This window comes from Solidesulfovibrio sp. DCME, from assembly GCF_049995385.1.
Classification (GTDB): domain Bacteria; phylum Desulfobacterota; class Desulfovibrionia; order Desulfovibrionales; family Desulfovibrionaceae; genus Solidesulfovibrio.
Genome location: NZ_CP188261.1, coordinates 5,242,956 through 5,259,188, shown reverse-complemented (window position 1 = coordinate 5,259,188; position 16,233 = coordinate 5,242,956). Strand labels below are relative to the sequence as shown.

Annotated in this window: 15 protein-coding genes; 11 read left to right on the top strand and 4 right to left on the bottom strand. The window is 66.9% G+C overall.

The annotated features are described in order from the left end of the window. Positions 1 to 73: 73 nt before the first annotated feature. The 6 genes from ACP59X_RS23205 (at position 74) to ACP59X_RS23180 (ending at position 4,020) form a co-directional block, all read left to right on the top strand. Complete coding sequence (locus ACP59X_RS23205) at positions 74 to 733, top strand: HAD-IB family phosphatase (protein ID WP_428563128.1); 660 nt, start codon at positions 74 to 76, stop codon at positions 731 to 733. After that, positions 730 to 1,776: an iron-containing alcohol dehydrogenase family protein gene (locus tag ACP59X_RS23200; protein ID WP_428563126.1), complete on the top strand. Its 1,047-nt coding sequence runs from the start codon at positions 730 to 732 to the stop codon at positions 1,774 to 1,776. The genes ACP59X_RS23205 and ACP59X_RS23200 overlap by 4 nt, the downstream gene beginning before the upstream one ends. A gap of 149 nt (positions 1,777 to 1,925) precedes the next feature. Then, a complete protein-coding gene (locus tag ACP59X_RS23195) occupies positions 1,926 to 2,297 on the top strand; it encodes a hypothetical protein (RefSeq protein WP_428563124.1) in 372 nt (123 codons plus the stop codon). Between the two features lie 106 nt (positions 2,298 to 2,403). Further along, entirely contained in the window at positions 2,404 to 2,634 is a 231-nt protein-coding gene (locus tag ACP59X_RS23190; protein WP_428563122.1) for an antitoxin, read from the top strand. After that, complete coding sequence (vapC, locus tag ACP59X_RS23185) at positions 2,634 to 3,032, top strand: type II toxin-antitoxin system tRNA(fMet)-specific endonuclease VapC (protein ID WP_428563120.1); 399 nt, start codon at positions 2,634 to 2,636, stop codon at positions 3,030 to 3,032. Before ACP59X_RS23190 ends, vapC begins: the two co-directional genes overlap by 1 nt. A 100-nt stretch (positions 3,033 to 3,132) precedes the next feature. After that, complete coding sequence (locus tag ACP59X_RS23180) at positions 3,133 to 4,020, top strand: hypothetical protein (RefSeq protein ID WP_428563118.1); 888 nt, start codon at positions 3,133 to 3,135, stop codon at positions 4,018 to 4,020. Positions 4,021 to 4,079: 59 nt separating this feature from the next. On the opposite strand, the gene ACP59X_RS23175 is transcribed toward ACP59X_RS23180, so the two are convergent. Together ACP59X_RS23175 and ACP59X_RS23170 are read right to left on the bottom strand one after the other, a co-directional pair. After that, positions 4,080 to 6,746, bottom strand: coding sequence for a valine--tRNA ligase (locus ACP59X_RS23175; protein ID WP_428563116.1), 2,667 nt, complete (start codon positions 6,744 to 6,746; stop codon positions 4,080 to 4,082). Positions 6,747 to 6,876: 130 nt separating this feature from the next. After that, positions 6,877 to 10,602, bottom strand: coding sequence for a chemotaxis protein CheB (locus ACP59X_RS23170; RefSeq protein ID WP_428563114.1), 3,726 nt, complete (start codon positions 10,600 to 10,602; stop codon positions 6,877 to 6,879). A 123-nt stretch (positions 10,603 to 10,725) separates the two neighbouring features. On the opposite strand from ACP59X_RS23170, the gene ACP59X_RS23165 reads away from it, so the two are divergent. Beyond that, a complete protein-coding gene (locus tag ACP59X_RS23165; protein ID WP_428563112.1) occupies positions 10,726 to 11,973 on the top strand; it encodes a hypothetical protein in 1,248 nt (415 codons plus the stop codon). A gap of 13 nt (positions 11,974 to 11,986) precedes the next feature. On the opposite strand, the gene ACP59X_RS23160 is transcribed toward ACP59X_RS23165, so the two are convergent. Then, positions 11,987 to 12,286: a hypothetical protein gene (locus tag ACP59X_RS23160; RefSeq protein ID WP_428563110.1), complete on the bottom strand. Its 300-nt coding sequence runs from the start codon at positions 12,284 to 12,286 to the stop codon at positions 11,987 to 11,989. Positions 12,287 to 12,466: 180 nt separating this feature from the next. Here ACP59X_RS23160 and ACP59X_RS23155 point away from each other — a divergent pair, with 180 nt between their 5' ends. The 4 genes from ACP59X_RS23155 to ACP59X_RS23140 all read left to right on the top strand — a co-directional run bounded on the left by ACP59X_RS23155 (position 12,467) and on the right by ACP59X_RS23140 (position 15,522). Continuing rightward, positions 12,467 to 13,366 (top strand): LysR family transcriptional regulator, encoded by a 900-nt coding sequence (locus ACP59X_RS23155; RefSeq protein ID WP_428563108.1) that lies wholly within the window; start codon positions 12,467 to 12,469, stop codon positions 13,364 to 13,366. Positions 13,367 to 13,407: 41 nt separating this feature from the next. Beyond that, entirely contained in the window at positions 13,408 to 14,256 is an 849-nt protein-coding gene (locus ACP59X_RS23150; RefSeq protein WP_428563106.1) for a hypothetical protein, read from the top strand. Positions 14,257 to 14,455: 199 nt separating this feature from the next. After that, positions 14,456 to 15,220, top strand: a complete 765-nt coding sequence (locus tag ACP59X_RS23145; protein ID WP_428563104.1) for a bestrophin-like domain — start codon at positions 14,456 to 14,458, stop codon at positions 15,218 to 15,220. Between the two features lie 32 nt (positions 15,221 to 15,252). Beyond that, positions 15,253 to 15,522 (top strand): helix-turn-helix domain-containing protein, encoded by a 270-nt coding sequence (locus ACP59X_RS23140; RefSeq protein ID WP_428563102.1) that lies wholly within the window; start codon positions 15,253 to 15,255, stop codon positions 15,520 to 15,522. A gap of 170 nt (positions 15,523 to 15,692) precedes the next feature. On the opposite strand, the gene ACP59X_RS23135 is transcribed toward ACP59X_RS23140, so the two are convergent. Beyond that, positions 15,693 to 16,172: a DUF3859 domain-containing protein gene (locus ACP59X_RS23135; protein ID WP_428563100.1), complete on the bottom strand. Its 480-nt coding sequence runs from the start codon at positions 16,170 to 16,172 to the stop codon at positions 15,693 to 15,695. Positions 16,173 to 16,233: the final 61 nt, after the last annotated feature.

Genomic DNA, 16,233 nt, shown 5'->3' with positions numbered 1-16,233 from the left:
TCGACATATGCCTGGGTAGACGAGGCGCTGCGGGTACCTTGCGCGCCGCGACGTTTCACCCGGAGGCCATGCCATGCCTGATGCCGTTTTGGTCAGTGATTTCGATGGAACCATGACCGCCGAGGATTTTTTCTCCCTGGCGGTCAAACGCCTGATGTCCCCGGAAGCCATGGAGCCCTGGAAAGAGTACGAGCACGGCCAGATGACCCATTTTACGGCCCTGCGTACCATATTTTCCCAGATCCGCGCCCCGGAAAGCGATGCGATAGCCGTCACCGAGGCCATGGGCCTCGACCCGGGGATTCCCGACGCCCTGGCCCGGCTGCGGGCGGCCGGCTGGGAGGTGGTGGTGGCCTCGGCCGGTTGCGCCTGGTACATCGACCGGCTCCTCGACCGGGCCGGCGTGCGCCTGGAGGTCCACGCCAACCCGGGCGTCTACCTGCCGGGCGGGCCGCTGGTCATGGACGCGCCGCCGCCGTCGCCCTTGACCTGCGAGGAGACGGGCGTGGACAAGGCGGCCGTGGTGCGGGACGCCCTGTCCCGGGCGCCCAAGGTCGCCTTCGCCGGCGACGGCTTGGCCGACCTGCCGGCGTCGCTGCTCGTGGCCGACCATCTCCGCTTCGCCCGGGGCGACCTGGCCGGGGCCTTGACCCAGCGCGGCCGGGCATTCCGGACGTTCGCCGCCTGGTCGGACATCGCGGCCATGCTGCTCGAGGCGGGAGGCGCGTCATGAAGACCATCGCCGTGCCGAGCCTCGTGCGCATCAAGCCCGGGGCCGCCGGGCGCCTGGGCGTGTACCTGCGCCGGGCCGGCTGCGGCCGCGTCCTGGTCCTGGCCAGCCAGGGCTTGCCGCCGGCCATCGAAACCGCCGTCCGGGAGGGGTTTGCGGCCGAAAAGGTGGACGTCGCGGCCTGGGACACGGTAGCGGACAACCGTTTCGAGGACGCGGCCACGGCCTTTGCCGGCCTGCCCAAGAAGATCGCCGCCGTGGTCGGGCTGGGTGGCGGCAAGGCCCTGGACATGGCCAAGTATCTGGCCTTCCTGGCCAGGTTGCCCTATTACGCCGCGCCGACGTCGCTGTCCAACGACGGCTTTTGCAGCCCGCAATCGAGCCTGACCATGGCCGGGGCGCGCCGGTCCCTGGCCGCCGCCTTGCCCCTGGGCGTGGTCATCGACGTTTCGGTGTGCCTGTCGGCGCCGCGCATCCTGTGGCTGTCCGGCGTCGGCGACCTGGCGTCCAAGCTCACGGCCGTGTTCGACTGGAAGCTGGCCTTCCACCATCGGGGCGAGCCCGTGGACGACCTGGCGGCGCTTTTATCCGACGCCACGGTCCACCAGTTCCTGGACAACCCCAGTTTCGACGCCAAGGGCATGGAACTGCTCGGCACGGCGCTTATGCTCAACGGCATCGCCATGGAGATTTGCGGTTCGTCGCGCCCGGCCAGCGGCTCGGAGCACCTCATCTCCCACGCCTTGGACGCGGGGTCGCGCCGGCCGAGGCTCCACGGCCTGCAGGTGGGGCTGGCCAGCTATATCGTCAGCCGCCTCCAGGGCGGCCAGCAGACCGAGACCTTGTCGCGCCTTTTTACGGAAACGGGCTTTTTCGAGGCCGTTCGGGCCGATCCGTTCTCGCGGGAGGAGTGGCTTGCGGCCGTGCGCCGTGCGCCGTCGATCAAGGACGACTACTTCACGGTCCTGTCGCTTCGCGACTGCCTGGGCGAGGTGCGGGCGGTGATCGACAACGATTCCCGGCTGGCCGGGTGTTTTGTCGCCTGATTGCGGCCGCCTCCCCTTGTCATGGCGACGCGGGGTGGTTACAGTAGAAGTCCTTTCCTCCACGGACGGAGCCGGTCCCCGACGTTCGGGGCCGCGAGGGCAGGCACGCTCGTGTCCCCGTCGCGGCGCGTGTGCGCCCGGAGTCCGCCATGGCCGTCGTTTCCGCCACCGCCTCGGCCGTTTCGGCCTATCAGCGCGAAGCTTCGCGTCTGGTCGCGGCCATGGCGCCGGTGGGCGGCAAGCGCATCACCCGCGACACGACGGTTTCGGTCGGCCCGTTTTCGTTTCGCTATTCGGCCACGGACTACGAATTCGACCTGACCGGGGCTACGGCGCAGACGTCCTTCGCCGAGGCCCTGGACGCGGCGGCCACGGCCACGCAGCTGGCCGAGTCCGGCCAGTTCGCGTCTGACACGACGGCTTCCCCCAACGCCACCACCCGCCGCCTGGCCGCCGCCTCCTACCGGGCGGCCGCCAATCCCGTGCCCCTGTCGCGGCCGATGTTCGCGGCCACGGCTTAGGGGGGAGATCCCGCCGCTGGTTGCGGTCGGGCAATTCCGGCCGCAGGCGCGTGGATTGACAGGGGTGGGTGCGGTATATATTTACAGTCTATATCGGAGGCCAGCCATGCAGGAAGCCAAGCTTTTCATCAACGGCCGCAGCCAGGCCGTGCGGCTGCCCAAGGAGTTCCGCTTCGAGGGCGACACGGTGTGCATCAAGCGGGTGGGCAAGGCGGTGGTATTGTTGCCCAAGGAGGCGCCCTTCGACGGCCTGTTCGAGGCGCTGGGCGCATTCAGCGCGGATTTTTTGGAGTCGCGCGACGAGCCGCCGGTGCAGCCTCGGGACGACGCCTTCTGATGCGTTACCTGCTCGACACCAACATCTGCATTTATCTCATCAAGCACCATCCGCCCCAGGTGCGGGCGCGTTTCGCCGGCCTGTCGTATGGCGACGTGGCCATTTCGGCCATCACGGTGGCGGAATTGGAATACGGCGTGGCCAAATCCGTGCATCGCGAGAAGAACGCGGCCGCCTTGCAGGGATTTTTGCTGCCCCTGGAGGTGCTGTCTTTCGATGCGGCGGCGGGGGCCTGCTATGGGGCGCTACGGGCGGATTTGGAGCGTCGCGGCGAGGTGATCGGCGCCATGGACATGCTCATCGCCGCCCAGGCCCTGGCGGCGGGGCTGGTGGTGGTGACGAACAATGTTAGGGAGTTTTCAAGGGTGTTGGGGCTTCACTGCGAAAATTGGATTTAGTCATAAAAAATTTTTTGCGAGAGAGGTGAAGAGATTGGCATTGTATATATTATACGATATCTTGTAAAAATATCCACGACAATGTCGAATGGTGATCGCAATGCCAAATATTTCCGATTCCTATGTAGTAAAGCGGTATGGCCAGTTTGAGGCAGGTTCGGCTTTTGTTGATAGATTGCAACAAAGAGTAGGTGACTTTAGAAATGCTGGCTTGGGTGACAAAGATTTTGAAAGTCAACTGTATGGACAAAGTCGTGATAACTTTTTTTCGAGGCTTTGGGAGTTAAATCTTGCGGAGATCTTGCAATATAGTGGTTGTGTAATTAGTTCCAGGCCTATTGGTCCAGACTTTTTCACACGTATTGAAGATAAGAATGTTTGGTTTGAAGCAGTCTCTCCTCGGCCAGAAGGATTTCCAGATGAATTCGATCGCCAGTTTAGTGATGATAAAATAGAAGTCAGAGATGTTCCATTCAGGCAAATACTGTTGCGCATCACGTCGGCAATTAGAGATAAGGCTAAGAAGTTTGAAGATTATATTAAAAATGGAATTGTTGGGGCGTCTGACGTTAATATAATTGCTGTAGATGTTACTCAATTAGGCGATTATGGAGATGTTGGTGTTAGTCAAAGTCCGACTATTGTAGAGGCAACGTACCCTGTTGGCCCTCTGGTGTTGAAAATAGAAATAAAAACCGGGAAAGTTGTCGAAGAAGGCTTGTCTTATCGGCCTGTAATAGAAAAGAATGCGTCTGATAGAACCATTCAGGTGCCGACAGAGACTTTTTTGTCAGGAGCATACTCCCATATCGGAGCGGCAATTAGTGGGTTTGGAGCACTTCAGAAAACAAACTTTACTCTAGTTCATAATGTTACTGCTACAAATAAATTGCCGTTAGGGACTTTACGCATGGATAAAGAGTATTTCCCAAGAGTTGAAGAAGGTATGATAAGTTTGATTGATGTCCAGAGTAAGTTGCCAAAGTAAAAGAATCGGGCGACCCCTTCCGGAGCCGCCCGCCTTGTCGTTTGCTCTGCCAAGCCGAGTTACTCGGCCATCAGTTTTCGAATCCGGTCCTTGAGCTCGCGCAGTCGGGCCAGGCGCTCGCCCAGAGCCTCCTGCTTCTCGCGCTCCTTGGCCACCACCTCGGCCGGGGCGCGGGACACGAAGTCGTCATTGCCGAGCTTTTTTTCGACAACCGTCAGCTCCTTGACCGTTTTCACCTCTTCCTTGGACAGGCGCAGAAATTCCACGTCGAAATCCACCGCCCCGGACAACGGCACGAACAGCGCGCACGTGCCCGCCGCCGTCGAGGCCGAGGCTTTGGGCGCCGCCACCTCGGGGCCGGCCGTGAAGCGCTCCAGCTTGGCCAGGAAGACCACCATGGCCGCATTGTCGGCCAGCGCCGCCGCCTGCTTCTCGTCCTCGGTGTGCACCAGGGCCGTGAGCTTGAGCCCGGGATTGATGTTGAGCTCGGCCCGGATGTTGCGCACCCCGACCACAACGGCCTTGAGCAGCTCCATGGAAGCCTCGGCCGCCTCGGACACGAGCCCCGGCCGCGCCTCGGGATAGGGCACCCGAGCCAGGTTGGGCTCGGCCGCGCCCGGCAGCTTGCTCCAGATCTCCTGGGTCACGAAGGGCATGAAGGGATGCATGAGGGTGAGCAGCTCGGACAGGACGGTGAGTAGCACGCGCTTGGCCGCGCCCTTCTTGGCCTCGTCCTCGCCGCCCAGGTCCACCTTGACCATCTCCAGGTACCAGTCGCAAAATTCCCGCCAGAAAAAGCCGTACAGCTCCTGGGCCGCCTCGTTGAACTGGTAGCCCTCGATGGCCGTGCCCACGGTCGCCTTGAGCCGCTCCAGGCGCGACAGGATGAAGGCATGGCACAGCCCGGCCTTGGATGCCTCGGCCAGGTCCAGCTCCGGCGCGCCGCCGGTGAGGTGCATGAGCGCGAACCGGGCCGCGTTCCAGATCTTGTTGACGAAGTGGCGGTAGCCCTCGATGCGCTCCTCGGACAGCTTGATGTCGCGGCCCATGGCGGCGAAGGCGGCCAGGGTGAAGCGCAACGCGTCCGTGCCGTAGCGGTCCATCATCAGCAGCGGGTCGATGACGTTGCCGAGCGACTTGCTCATCTTCTTGCCGTCGGCGTCGCGCACCAGGGCGTGGATGTAGACCTGGCGGAACGGCACCTCGTGGCGGAAGTGCAGGCCCATCATCATCATGCGGGCCACCCAGAAAAAGAGGATGTCGAAGGCCGTGACCAACACCGAGGTGGGGTAGAAGGTCCCCAGCTCCTTGGTTTCGTCGGGCCAGCCCATGGTGGAGAACGGCCACAGGGCCGAGGAGAACCAGGTGTCCAGGACGTCGGGGTCGCGCGAGAGGAGCGTGCCGCCGCAGGCCGGGCACTCGGCCGGGTCCTCGCGCGAGACGATGAGCTCCCCGCAGGCGTCGCAGGTCCAGGCCGGAATGCGGTGGCCCCACCAGATCTGGCGCGATACGCACCAGTCGCGGATGTTGTCGAGCCAGTCGTAATAGGTCTTGGTCCACTGGTCGGGCAGGATGGTGGTGTCGCCGCGCTCCACGGCCTGGCGGGCCACCTTGGCCAGGGGCGTGGTTTTGACGAACCACTGCTTGGAGACGTAGGGCTCGATGACCGTGCGGCAGCGGTAGCACTCGCCCACGTTGTGCTCGTAGTCGCGGATGTCGTCGAGCAGCGTCAGTTCCTTGAGGTCCTCGACCACGGCCTTGCGCGCGGCCAGCCGGTCCAGGCCCCGGTATTTCTCGGGGGCGTTCTCGTTGATGCGCCCGGCCTCGTCCTGGACGGAGATGACCTCCAGGCCGTGCTTGCGGCCCAGCTCGAAGTCGTTCATGTCATGGGCCGGCGTGACCTTCAGGCAGCCGGTGCCGAATTCGCGCTCGACATAGGCGTCGGCAATGATCGGGAGGCGCCGGCCGACCAGCGGCAGGATGGCGAACTTGCCGACCAGGGCCTTGTAGCGCTCGTCGTCGGGATGCACGGCCACGGCCGTGTCGCCAAGGAGCGTCTCGGGCCGGGTGGTGGCGATGGTGACGAATTCGTCCGTGCCTTCCACGGGATAGCGGATGTGGTAGAGCTTGCCGATGTGCGGGGCGTATTCCACTTCCAGGTCGGCCAGGGCGGTGTGGCAGCGCGGGCACCAGTTGATGATGTAGTCGCCCCGGTAGATGAGCCCCTCTTCGTAGAGGCGCACGAAGACTTCGCGCACGGCCCGGGACAGCCCCTCGTCGAAGGTGAAGCGCTCGCGGGTCCAGTCGACCGAGGCGCCCAGGCGCTTGATCTGGTTGAGGATCTTGCCGCCGTATTCCTCGCGCCAGGTCCAGACGCGCTCGATGAAGGCCTCGCGGCCGAGTTCCTCGCGCGACTTGCCCTCGGCGGCCAGGGACCGCTCCACCACGTTCTGGGTGGCGATGCCGGCGTGGTCCGTGCCCGGCACCCACAGGACCTTGCGGCCCCGCTGGCGGTGGTAGCGGCACAGGATGTCCTGGACGGTGACGTTTAAGGCATGGCCCATGTGCAGGGCGCCGGTGACGTTGGGCGGCGGGATGACGATGCTGTAGGGCTCCCCCGGGCCGTCGGGGTCCGGAGTGAAGGTCTTTTCGTCCTGCCAGTACGCGATCCAACGGGCTTCGACGTCGGCCGGCTCGTATCCCTTGGAGAGGGCCTCGCTGGTCATTGTGCGCTCCTTCGAGAAAACGCGGCGCGAGAGCGTCGCTTCGGCGGCACTCGTTACAAAAGATTGCGGCCAATGTCACGGCCCCGGCCGATCCCCGGGGCGGCGGCCGCCCGACTGTTGCCGTGGCCGCTCAGGCCGGGGGGGCCGGGTTGGCCGGCGCGTCGTCCGCGTCCAGGGGCTGGACCAGGGCCGCATAGCCCTCGATGGCGCCCTTGGCGCTTTTCACCGGGGAAATGGTCAGGCGCACGCGCAGGCGCCGCCCGTCGCGGTGCAGGCGTTCGGTCACGAACGGCGCGAGCGGCTCGCCGCGATGGAGGCGGGCCACGGCCTGGCGCAGTTGCTCCTTGCCCTCCTCGGGCACGAGCATGGCGACGTTGCGGCCCACGGCCGCCTCGGCCGGGTAGCCGTAGAGCCTGGCGGCGGAAGCGTTCCAACTGACGATGGCGCCGCCCAAATCCACGCCGACGATGGCTTCCGGGGCCGATTCCACCACGGCGGAGAGGAAATCGCAGCGGGTTTCGCTTTCCAGCCGGTCGGAGACGTCCTCCAGGGCGCAGACCACCGAGGCGACGCGGCCCTTGTCGTCGAACATGGGCGAGGCGTTGATGGACAGGCGCACGAGGGTGCCGTCGGGGCGGCGCACGTCGTGGCGCACGTTGGCAACCGGCGCGCCCGTGGCCATGACCCGGGAAAAGGGTAGTTCCTCGGGGGCGAAGGGGCCACCGCTCGGGGCCTCGATGGCAAAGGCCGGGTCGTCGAAGGCGCGGGCAAGCAGCGCCTCGCGGGGCAGGCCGAACATGGTTTCGCACCGGCCGCTGGCGTAGGTCAGCCGGCCGGCGGCGTCGGTCACGATGATGGCCACTGGCGCCGTGTCGGCGATGCGGGCGATGAGGTCGCGCTCGGCCCGCAACGCCGCCTGGGCGGTTTCATAGTCCGTCACGTCCTCGGCCATCTTGAGATAGCCGGTCACCAGGCCGTCGGCGTCGCGCACGGGCGCGATGGAGGCGCGCTCGGTGTAGACCGTCCCGTCCTTGCGCCGGTTGCGGAAGGTGCCCTGCCAGATCCGGCCCTGGGCGAGCTCCGCCCAAAGGTGCCGGATGTCCGCGGCGGGCGTCTCCCCGGAAGACAGCAGCGACGGGCGCTGGCCCACGGCTTCGCCGGCCGCGTAGCCCGTGGCCCGGCAAAACGAGGCGTTGACGTATTCGATCACGCCTTCGGGGTCGGTCATGACCACGATGCTGGGGCTTTCCTCCACGGCCTGGGACAGCTTTTCCAGTTGCGCCTGGGTCCGCTTGACACCGGTGATGTCGAGGAAGGTCAGCACCACGCCCTTGATGATGTTCTCCACGGTGACGTAGGGCAGGATGCGCAACAACAGCCACTTGCCCTTGGCGCTTTTGACCTCGCGCTGGAAGGGGGCCAGGGTTTCCAGCACGCGCCGGGCCTCGTGCACCAGGTCGTCGCAGGCGAAGTTGAAGGACACGTGGCTCAGCGGCCGGCCGATGTCGAAATCCATGAGGTTGATGTCCTCCTTGGCCGCCGGCGTGAACTTGCGCACGCACAGGTCGCGGTCGAGAAAGACCACGCCGATGGAGGTGGAGGACAGCAGGTTGTTCATGTCGTTGTTGAGGTCGGTCAGTTCCTGGATCTTGTTCTGGTACTCGGCGTTGACCGTGATCAGCTCCTCGTTGACGGACTGGAGCTCCTCGTTGGTGGATTGCAGCTCTTCGTTGGCCGAGAGCAGTTCCTCGTTGGTGGCTTGCAGCTCCTCGTTGGTCGTCTCCACCTCTTCGATGGTGGCCTGCAAATTTTCCTTGGTGTATTGCAGCTCGTGTTCCAGGTCGGCGATGCGCTGCCTGGCCTTGGCGTCCAGGTCGAAGCGCTCGCCCAGGTCCTTGTCCTTTTCCTGCTCGTATTCGCGAAACGTCAGGGCGAACAGGCGCCCGTCGGCCTTGGTGTCGGTGTAGGGGCGGATGACCAGGTCCAGGCGGGTGTTTTTGTCCTCCCCTTCCAGGCGCACGTCCTTGTAGAGGACTTCGCGGTTGTCCCGGGCGGCCTTGTTGAGGCCCGTTTCCACGGCGATGGCCAGGTCCTGGCGCACCAGGCCGGACACGTCCAGGGTGGAGCGGCCGGGGCGCAGCTTGATGTAGCGTTCCACCTCGCCGATGACGTGTACCAGTTCGTGGTTCTCGCCGACGATGACCGTGGGCGGCAGGTAGCTGGCCACCAGGGCGTCGAAAACCGCTTCCAGGGCCTGCCCCTCGTCCCCGTCGCGCCGCCGGGCGCCGAGCAGCCGTCCCCGTGGGCCGCGCTGGGCCGGCGGCGTGATGGAAAAGCCTTCCAGGTCCAGGGGAATGTGCTTGCCCTGGGAACGGTAGAGCTTCCATTTGGGGTCCACCAGCTGGAAATAGTTGGCAAAGCCGCCGACGGTCTCCGAGGAGCCCAAAAACAGGTGGCCGCCTTCGTTGAGGGCGAAATTGAAAAACGACATGACCTTTTGCTGGAGCACCGGCTGGAGGTAGATCAGCAGGTTGCGGCAGCTGAGGAGGTCGATCTTGTTGAAGGGCGGGTCCTTGATGATGTTGTGGGCGGCGAAGATGACCATTTCGCGGATGGGCTTGGCGATCTGGTAGCCGTCGCCCCGGCGGACGAAATACTTCTGCAGCCGCTCCCGGGACAGGTCGGCGGCGATGTTTTCCGGGTAGACGCCGGCGCTGGCGAAATCCAGGGCGGCCCGGTCGATGTCCGTGGCGAAGATCTTGACGTCGCGGCCGTCGCCGGCGGCGTCGAGGGCGTCGCGGAACAGCATGGCCAGGGAATAGGGTTCCTCGCCAGTGGAGCAGCCGGCCGTCCAGACGCGGATGGGGCCGCGCCGCTCCCGCAGGATCTCCGGCACCACCCGCCGGGCCAGGGCGGCGAAGGCCTCGGGGTCGCGGAAGAAGTTGGTCACGCCGATGAGCAGGTCCTTGTACAGGCTTGTGAGCTCGTCGGGGTTTTGGCGCAGGAATTCGAGGTATTCCGACAGGCCGGAGATGTGGTTGATGGTCAGGCGGCGCTCCACGCGGCGCAGGACCGTGGACTGCTTGTAGAGGGTGAAGTCCACGCCCGTATGCTGCTTGAGGCCGAGGTAGATCTGGGCCAGGCGGTCGTCGTTTTCCCGCGTCGTTTCCGGGACCCGCAGCTTTTCCTGGACAAAGGGGTGGCGCAGGTAGTTGAGCAGCTCCTCGGGCATGCGCCCGGGCGGCATGACGAAGTCGGCCAGGCCGGTGGAGATGGCGTTGCGCGGCATGCCGTCGAACTTGGCCGTGTCCAGGTCCTGGACCATGATCATGCCGCCTTCCTGCTTGACGGCCCGGATGCCGCGCGAGCCGTCCGAACCCGTGCCCGACAGGATGATGGCCACGGCCTTGTCGCCGAAGACCTCGGCCAGGGAGTTGAAAAACACGTCGATGGGGTAGTTGGGAATGGGCCGGTCCTCGCGTTCCACCAGGTGCAGGTGCCCGGTCTTGACGGTCATCACTTTCTTGGGCGGGATCAGGTAGACCGTGTCCGGCACGAGGGGCGCGTTCTCCTCGGCCTGGGCCACCCGCATGCGGGTGTGCTTGGAAAGCAGTTCGACCATGAGGCTCTTGTGGTCCGGGGAGAGGTGCTGGACCACCACGAAGCTGGCGCCGGAATCGCTCGGCATGGCCGAAAAGAACTGCTCCAGGGCCTCGAAGCCGCCGGCCGAGGCGCCGATGCCCACCACGAAGAGGTCCCGGGCAGGGGGGGCGGCCACCTCGCCGGCCTCGGCGGAGACGACATCGGTGGGGAGGCTGTCGGGGGGCGTTGCGCGACCGTCCTTTTTTCTGCTCATGGGGCCACCTCGGCGGGCGGGGCCTGCCCCGCCGCGATACGACATGGCCGGAAAACTAGGGCCTTGTCCGGGGAAGTTCAAGACGCTTGTTGCCGGGCGGGCGCTGTCTTTGTAGGTTTGGCCATGGCCGCGCCCATTCGGGTCCTGTGGGACCATTCGCATCTGTGGGGTTTGCTGCTGTGCCGGGGGCTGGCCGCCCTGGGCGCGGACTTTTCGCCCGTCTCCTGCCGGGAGGTGGCCTCGGGGGAACTGTGGCGCGATCCGCCACGGCTTTTGTGCGTGCCCGGGGGCTTTGCCCGGCGCAAGTTCGCCGCCCTGGGCCCGGCCGGGGTGCGGGCCGTGCGCGGCTACGTGGCCGGCGGCGGCTGCTACTGCGGCTTTTGCGGCGGGGCCGGGCTGGCGCTGTCCCACGCCGACGGCCTGGGGCTGTGTTCCTGGACGCGGCGGGCCTTCGCCGACCGCCTGGACCACCTGGTCAGCGGCCACGTCAAGCTGCGCCTGGACCCGGATTCGCCGCTGTGCCCGCCGTCGTTGCCGCCGTCGTTGACCGTGCCGGTGTGGTGGCCGGCCGGGTTCGCCCCGCCCGAGGACGAGGCCGACCCGGACGTGGTGGTGGTGGCTGCCTATGACGGGGCCGGGCCGGACCTGATGCTGGCCGACATCGCGCTGGGGGCCATGCCCGGGGAGCGGCTGTCGGCCTGCCGCCGGCGTTTCGGCCTGCGCCTGACGCCGGCCTTTCTCGACGACGGGGCCTGCGTCGTGGCCGGGCGTTTCGGCCAGGGCCGCTACGTCCTGTCCCACGCCCATCTGGAGACCCCGGATTCCCCCGAGGCCAATGCCTGGCTGGCCCATCTGCTGGGGCTTCTGGCCCGCGGCGACGGCCTGGGTTCCCGCGTGCCGGCCTGGGACCCGGCCAGCGAACCGGTGCGCTTCGACGACCCCCACCTGGCCGCGGCCGGGCGGGCCATGGACCGGGCCATCGCCGCCGGCCTGGCGGCCCGGCTGCTTTTTCGGCGCAACAGTTGGCTGCTCGGCTGGCGGCCGGGCATGCCGGGGTTTCCCCTGTCCAGCCTGGCGGCCATGCTGGCCGGCGCGGCCGCCCTGGCCCCGAACGCGGCCGCCCTGGCCTACTGGCGCGACGCCGGGCCGGATTTCGCCGCCCGGCTGTGCGCCTTCGCCGACCGCCTGGAGGTCTATTTCCCGGCCCGGCGCCTGGAGATCACCCTGTCCCTGGTCGACGGGCCGGACCGGGCCGACGCGGGGCTGGCCGCCGAGGGTCGGGAACTGTTCGGCCAGGGGCCGGGCGGCGGCGGCCTGTGCGGCGAGCTGGCCGCGGTCCTCGACGGCCTGCTGTGGCGCCTGTTGGCCTGAACCGCCGGCCGCCCTACGGCAAGGCGCAGGCCCGCTGGCAGCGCGTGCGGAGCACCGCCCCGGGCAGGCCCAGGTGGGCGGCCAGGCAGGCCTGGCACAGGCTGGGCGGCTGGCTCATTTCCAGGCCCCCGGCCTTGGCGTTTTCCAGCACCATGGCGAAAACCGCTTCGGCCAGGTCGGCCCGGGCCACCTGGGCCGCTGGCGAACGTTCGGGTGCCCCCGGCCCGGCCGAAGGATTTTCGGCCGAAGCCAGGATCAGGAAAACGAGGGCGGCCAGGGCCACACCGGACAGGATCTTCTTGACAACGGACATGCCGCGCCTCCCGCGTCGAGGGGTTGCGCCCGGCCTTTACGGCGGGCCGGGCCTATGCCATAGGCCAATTACGCTACGAACCGGATGTAGCAGGCCCTCGGGGCGGCGATCCAATCGCAATGCCGGAAGCACGCCTTCCGCCATCCCGAAGGCCGGCCAAACGACGCCGGGAGGGGCGTTGTGGAATACTACCATCTGCGGACTTTCGTGGCCGTGGCCGAGGAAGAGCACCTCACCCGGGCGGCCGAGCGTTTGCACGCCAGCCTGCCGGCGGTCAGCGCCCATGTGAAAGGCTTGGAAGACGAGCTGGGGGTGCCGCTTTTCGCACGCACGCCGAGGGGCATGCGCCTGACCGACGAGGGGCGGGCGCTCCTGGCCGAGGCCAAACGGGCGCTTTCCAGCCTCCAGGCCGTCCAGGAACGGGCCGGGGCACTGCGGCGCGAGGTCACGGGCCTGGCCCGCATCGGGCTCAATAACGAGGCGGCCCGCATGCGCGTGCCCGAGTTGCTGACGCTTCTGTCACGGCGCCACCCGGGGGTGGAAATCCATCTGGTCAATTCCAGTTCGCCGCGCATCCTGGAGGCCGTGCGCCAGGGCACGCTCGAACTGGGGTTCGTCTACGACAACATCATCGAGCCGGCCCACGAGGTCGCGGCCACCTCCCTGGAGGAGGTGCCCATGGCCGTGGTCGGCCCCACGTCCTGGGCGGGGCGCGTGTGCGAGGCGAGCTGGGAGGCCCTGGCCGCCATGCCCTGGGTCTGGTTCTCGCAGGATTGCCCGTTCCAGTACCTGCTGGAGGGGGCCTTTTCCTGCCGGGACCTGACCATCAACAAGGTCATGGCCGGGGACAACGACGCCACCTTGCGCACCATGGTGGCGGCGGGCCTGGGGCTCACGCTTCTGCGGCGCGACGACGCCCTGGACGCCCAGGCCGCCGGCGAGGTCTGCCTGTGGCGGCGCGAGGGGCTCTCCCTCGGGCTGTCCCTGGTCCATCGGCGGGACAGGGCCGGGGACCGGGTGGTGGCGGCGGTGGCCGGCGTCGTGGCCGAGGTCTGGGGATTGCCGGGGCATCGGCGCTGATCCGGACGGTTTTTTCGGTTTTTCGGGGGAGAAGGAAACGTATGGCTGAGACGGCGACGCCCGACCAGGGGGGATTCCCCTGGCGGATGGTCTGCGGCATGGCGGCACTGGTTTTGACGCTCACGGTCATGGCCCTGGCCCAGTCGGGGCACGACGAGGGCGATCCGGCAGCCAACCAGATTTTTTCCGGCAGCGCCTTCGGCTATGCCGACGGCCAGGGCCGGCAGGTGCTGGTGCCGGTGGAGACCGGGCTGGCCCGGGGCATGAAGGGCTTTCGCCAGGCCGTGGCCGCGCCGGGCAAGATCGTGCCCCTGACCTACGCCGGGGTGCGCACCGGGGACGAGGCCGGCGGCGATGCGGCCTTTGGCGAGGTGTCCGGGGCGCTGTTCGCGGCAGGCAGCACCCTTGGCCCCGAGGGCGAGGTGCTGGTGGCCACGGACGGTTTCCTGGCCGGGCGCCAGGTGCTGGCCGTGACGCCGGTGGCGGCCCGGGAGTGCCTGGCCGGGTTGCGCCAGGCCCTGGAGGCCCGGGCCGGCCGGGCGGCGCTGTGGTGCCGGGAGGTGGCGGCCGTGGAGGGCGGCGGCGCCCTGGCCCTGGCCCGGTTCGCCCCCAAGGGACGCGACGAGCTGGCCACCCTGGCCTATGCCGAGGCGGACCGCCTGGTTTTCCTCGACTATCCGGCCACGGCCGACCCCGGCGGCGCCTGGCGGCCCGACGACGGCGGCGAATTTCCCCTGGACGGCTACCGGCCGCTGTTCGCCTTCCGCACCGACGACGGCCTGGAACTGGCCGTGCGCGTCAGCGGCGGCGGCAACGCCTCCATGGACCTCTACCGCCAGGAGGGCGACGCCTTCGTGCCCTTCGTGGCCGCGGCCTGGCCACGGCCGTAGCCTGGGCTTTCCGGTCGGGCCGGCGGCCGGTGTCGGTGGGGACGCGACGTCGCCGTGGCCTGGCAACCCGGCGCGTGTTGCGTCGCTTGAGTCGTGTCGTTTTCATATATCCTTTTCCAAGGACGCGACACGAGGCCCGGACTAGGCCGGGGGCTGAACGCGGCCGGGACGCGTCGGTCGACCTGGAGGGGGAGGGCCTGTGTACGAGGATGTCAAGTACCTGCTCTACGTTGTGGGCGGCGTGGGCTTGGCCCTGGCCGTGCTCCGGCTTTTCCGGCGCCGCCGGGCAAGCGGCATGTCCATTGCCGAGCGGACCCTTTTCGCCACCAATTACGGCTACTTCACCACGCTGTACACCTTCTTCCTCGGTTTTGCCGTGGTCTCGTTGTGGCAGGACTACAACCGGGCCGACGAGGCCATCACCAACGAGAGCGACCTGCTCGTGGTGGAATACCGGCTGTCCCTGTCCGTGCCCGGCGCCCGGCCCCTGCGCCTGGCCCTGCTCGATTACGTGGACTACGTCAGCGAGGCGGGCTGGGGGAACATGCGCTCGGGCGGGAGCTCCGACGGCGCCGACGCGCGCTATGAGCGCATCTGGGATCGGCTGCGCGAGGCCGACCCGGGCGACGGGCCCGGCCACCGCGCCTACGACCGCATGCTGGACCGCCTCATCGAGCTCAACCGGCTGCGCCACCAGCGGCTGCTGCTCATCGACGGCAACCTCTACGCCCCCATCTGGGGCATCATCTACATGGGCGTGCTCTTCACCATTGCCGGCTTCTACTTCATCGAAACCGACCGCCGCAGCGCAGACATTTTTTTCATGTGCATGATGCTGGCCATGGTGCTCGGCAACATCTTTCTGCTTTATGAGTTGGACACACCCTTTTCCGGGCTGATCAGCATCGATCCCGTGAAATTCGTCAAGGCCGCCGCGGCCATGCGGACCCTGGGCGGCCTGTGACCCGGGCGTGAACCGTTTGCTGGAGGTACGTGATGCACCATGACGATACACCGGACCAGCCGGCCCGCCCGGGCGAACCGGCCGAGGTGGCCTGGCTGCGCCGGGACGGCCTGTCGGCCATTCGGGCCTGGCGGGAGCACCTGGGGGTGTCGCGGGAGGAGCTGGCCCGGCGGCTGGGGATTGCGCCGGCGGCCGTGGCCCAGTTCGAGGCGGCCAAGGCCCGGCCCCGGGCGGCCACGCTCAAGAAGGTCGCCGCCGCCCTGGGCCTGGACTGGGAAGTGCTGCGGGAAACCGACGCGTGACGTGTCCTGGAAAAGATGCGATCGGATTTTTTATGTGAAAATACGTATCGCTGGCCGTTGCCCCCGAAAAAGCATCCCTGCCCTTCGAAGGCGCGGCGTGGGGGCGCAAACAGCCGCGCCCCGGGCCGGCCGAACCGTCCCGGGGCGCGCCCAAAAGAGGGTACCCGCGCCTAGGGCTGCGGGTTGTAGACCTGGAAGGTCTTTTTCACCGACGAGCCGTCCTCGGCCACGGCCGTCAGCGTCCAGTCGCCGCTGGCCATCTCCCATTCCTTCTCGAAGGTGAAGGTGCAGTTGTATTCCTTGCCGGTGGCCACGTCGACCGTGGACTCGGTATTGAAGACCACGACGTTTTTGGCCGGATCGATGATGCCCGGCGAGGCGGTGATGATCCTCACCTTGGACGAGCCGCCTTCGGGCTTGAGCGTGCGGAAGCGCATGCCGAAGGTGGTGCCGAGCTTGCGGGGCACGGCGGTGGTGGACAGGATCAGGCCGCCGTTAGCGTCGTAGATGCCGTTGTCGACCAGGACGATGGTCGGCTCCTGCGGTTTCTCGTCCTTGCCGCCGAAGCCGAAGAAATTGAGCGTCGAGGAACAGCCGGCCAGCAGCAGGCATACAATCGGCAAGAAAGCGAACAGACGTTTCACGCGCATCCTCCACAAGGCCGGAAATGGCCGTATGATCGTAGTTCATGCACACATGGCCCCAAGCGTC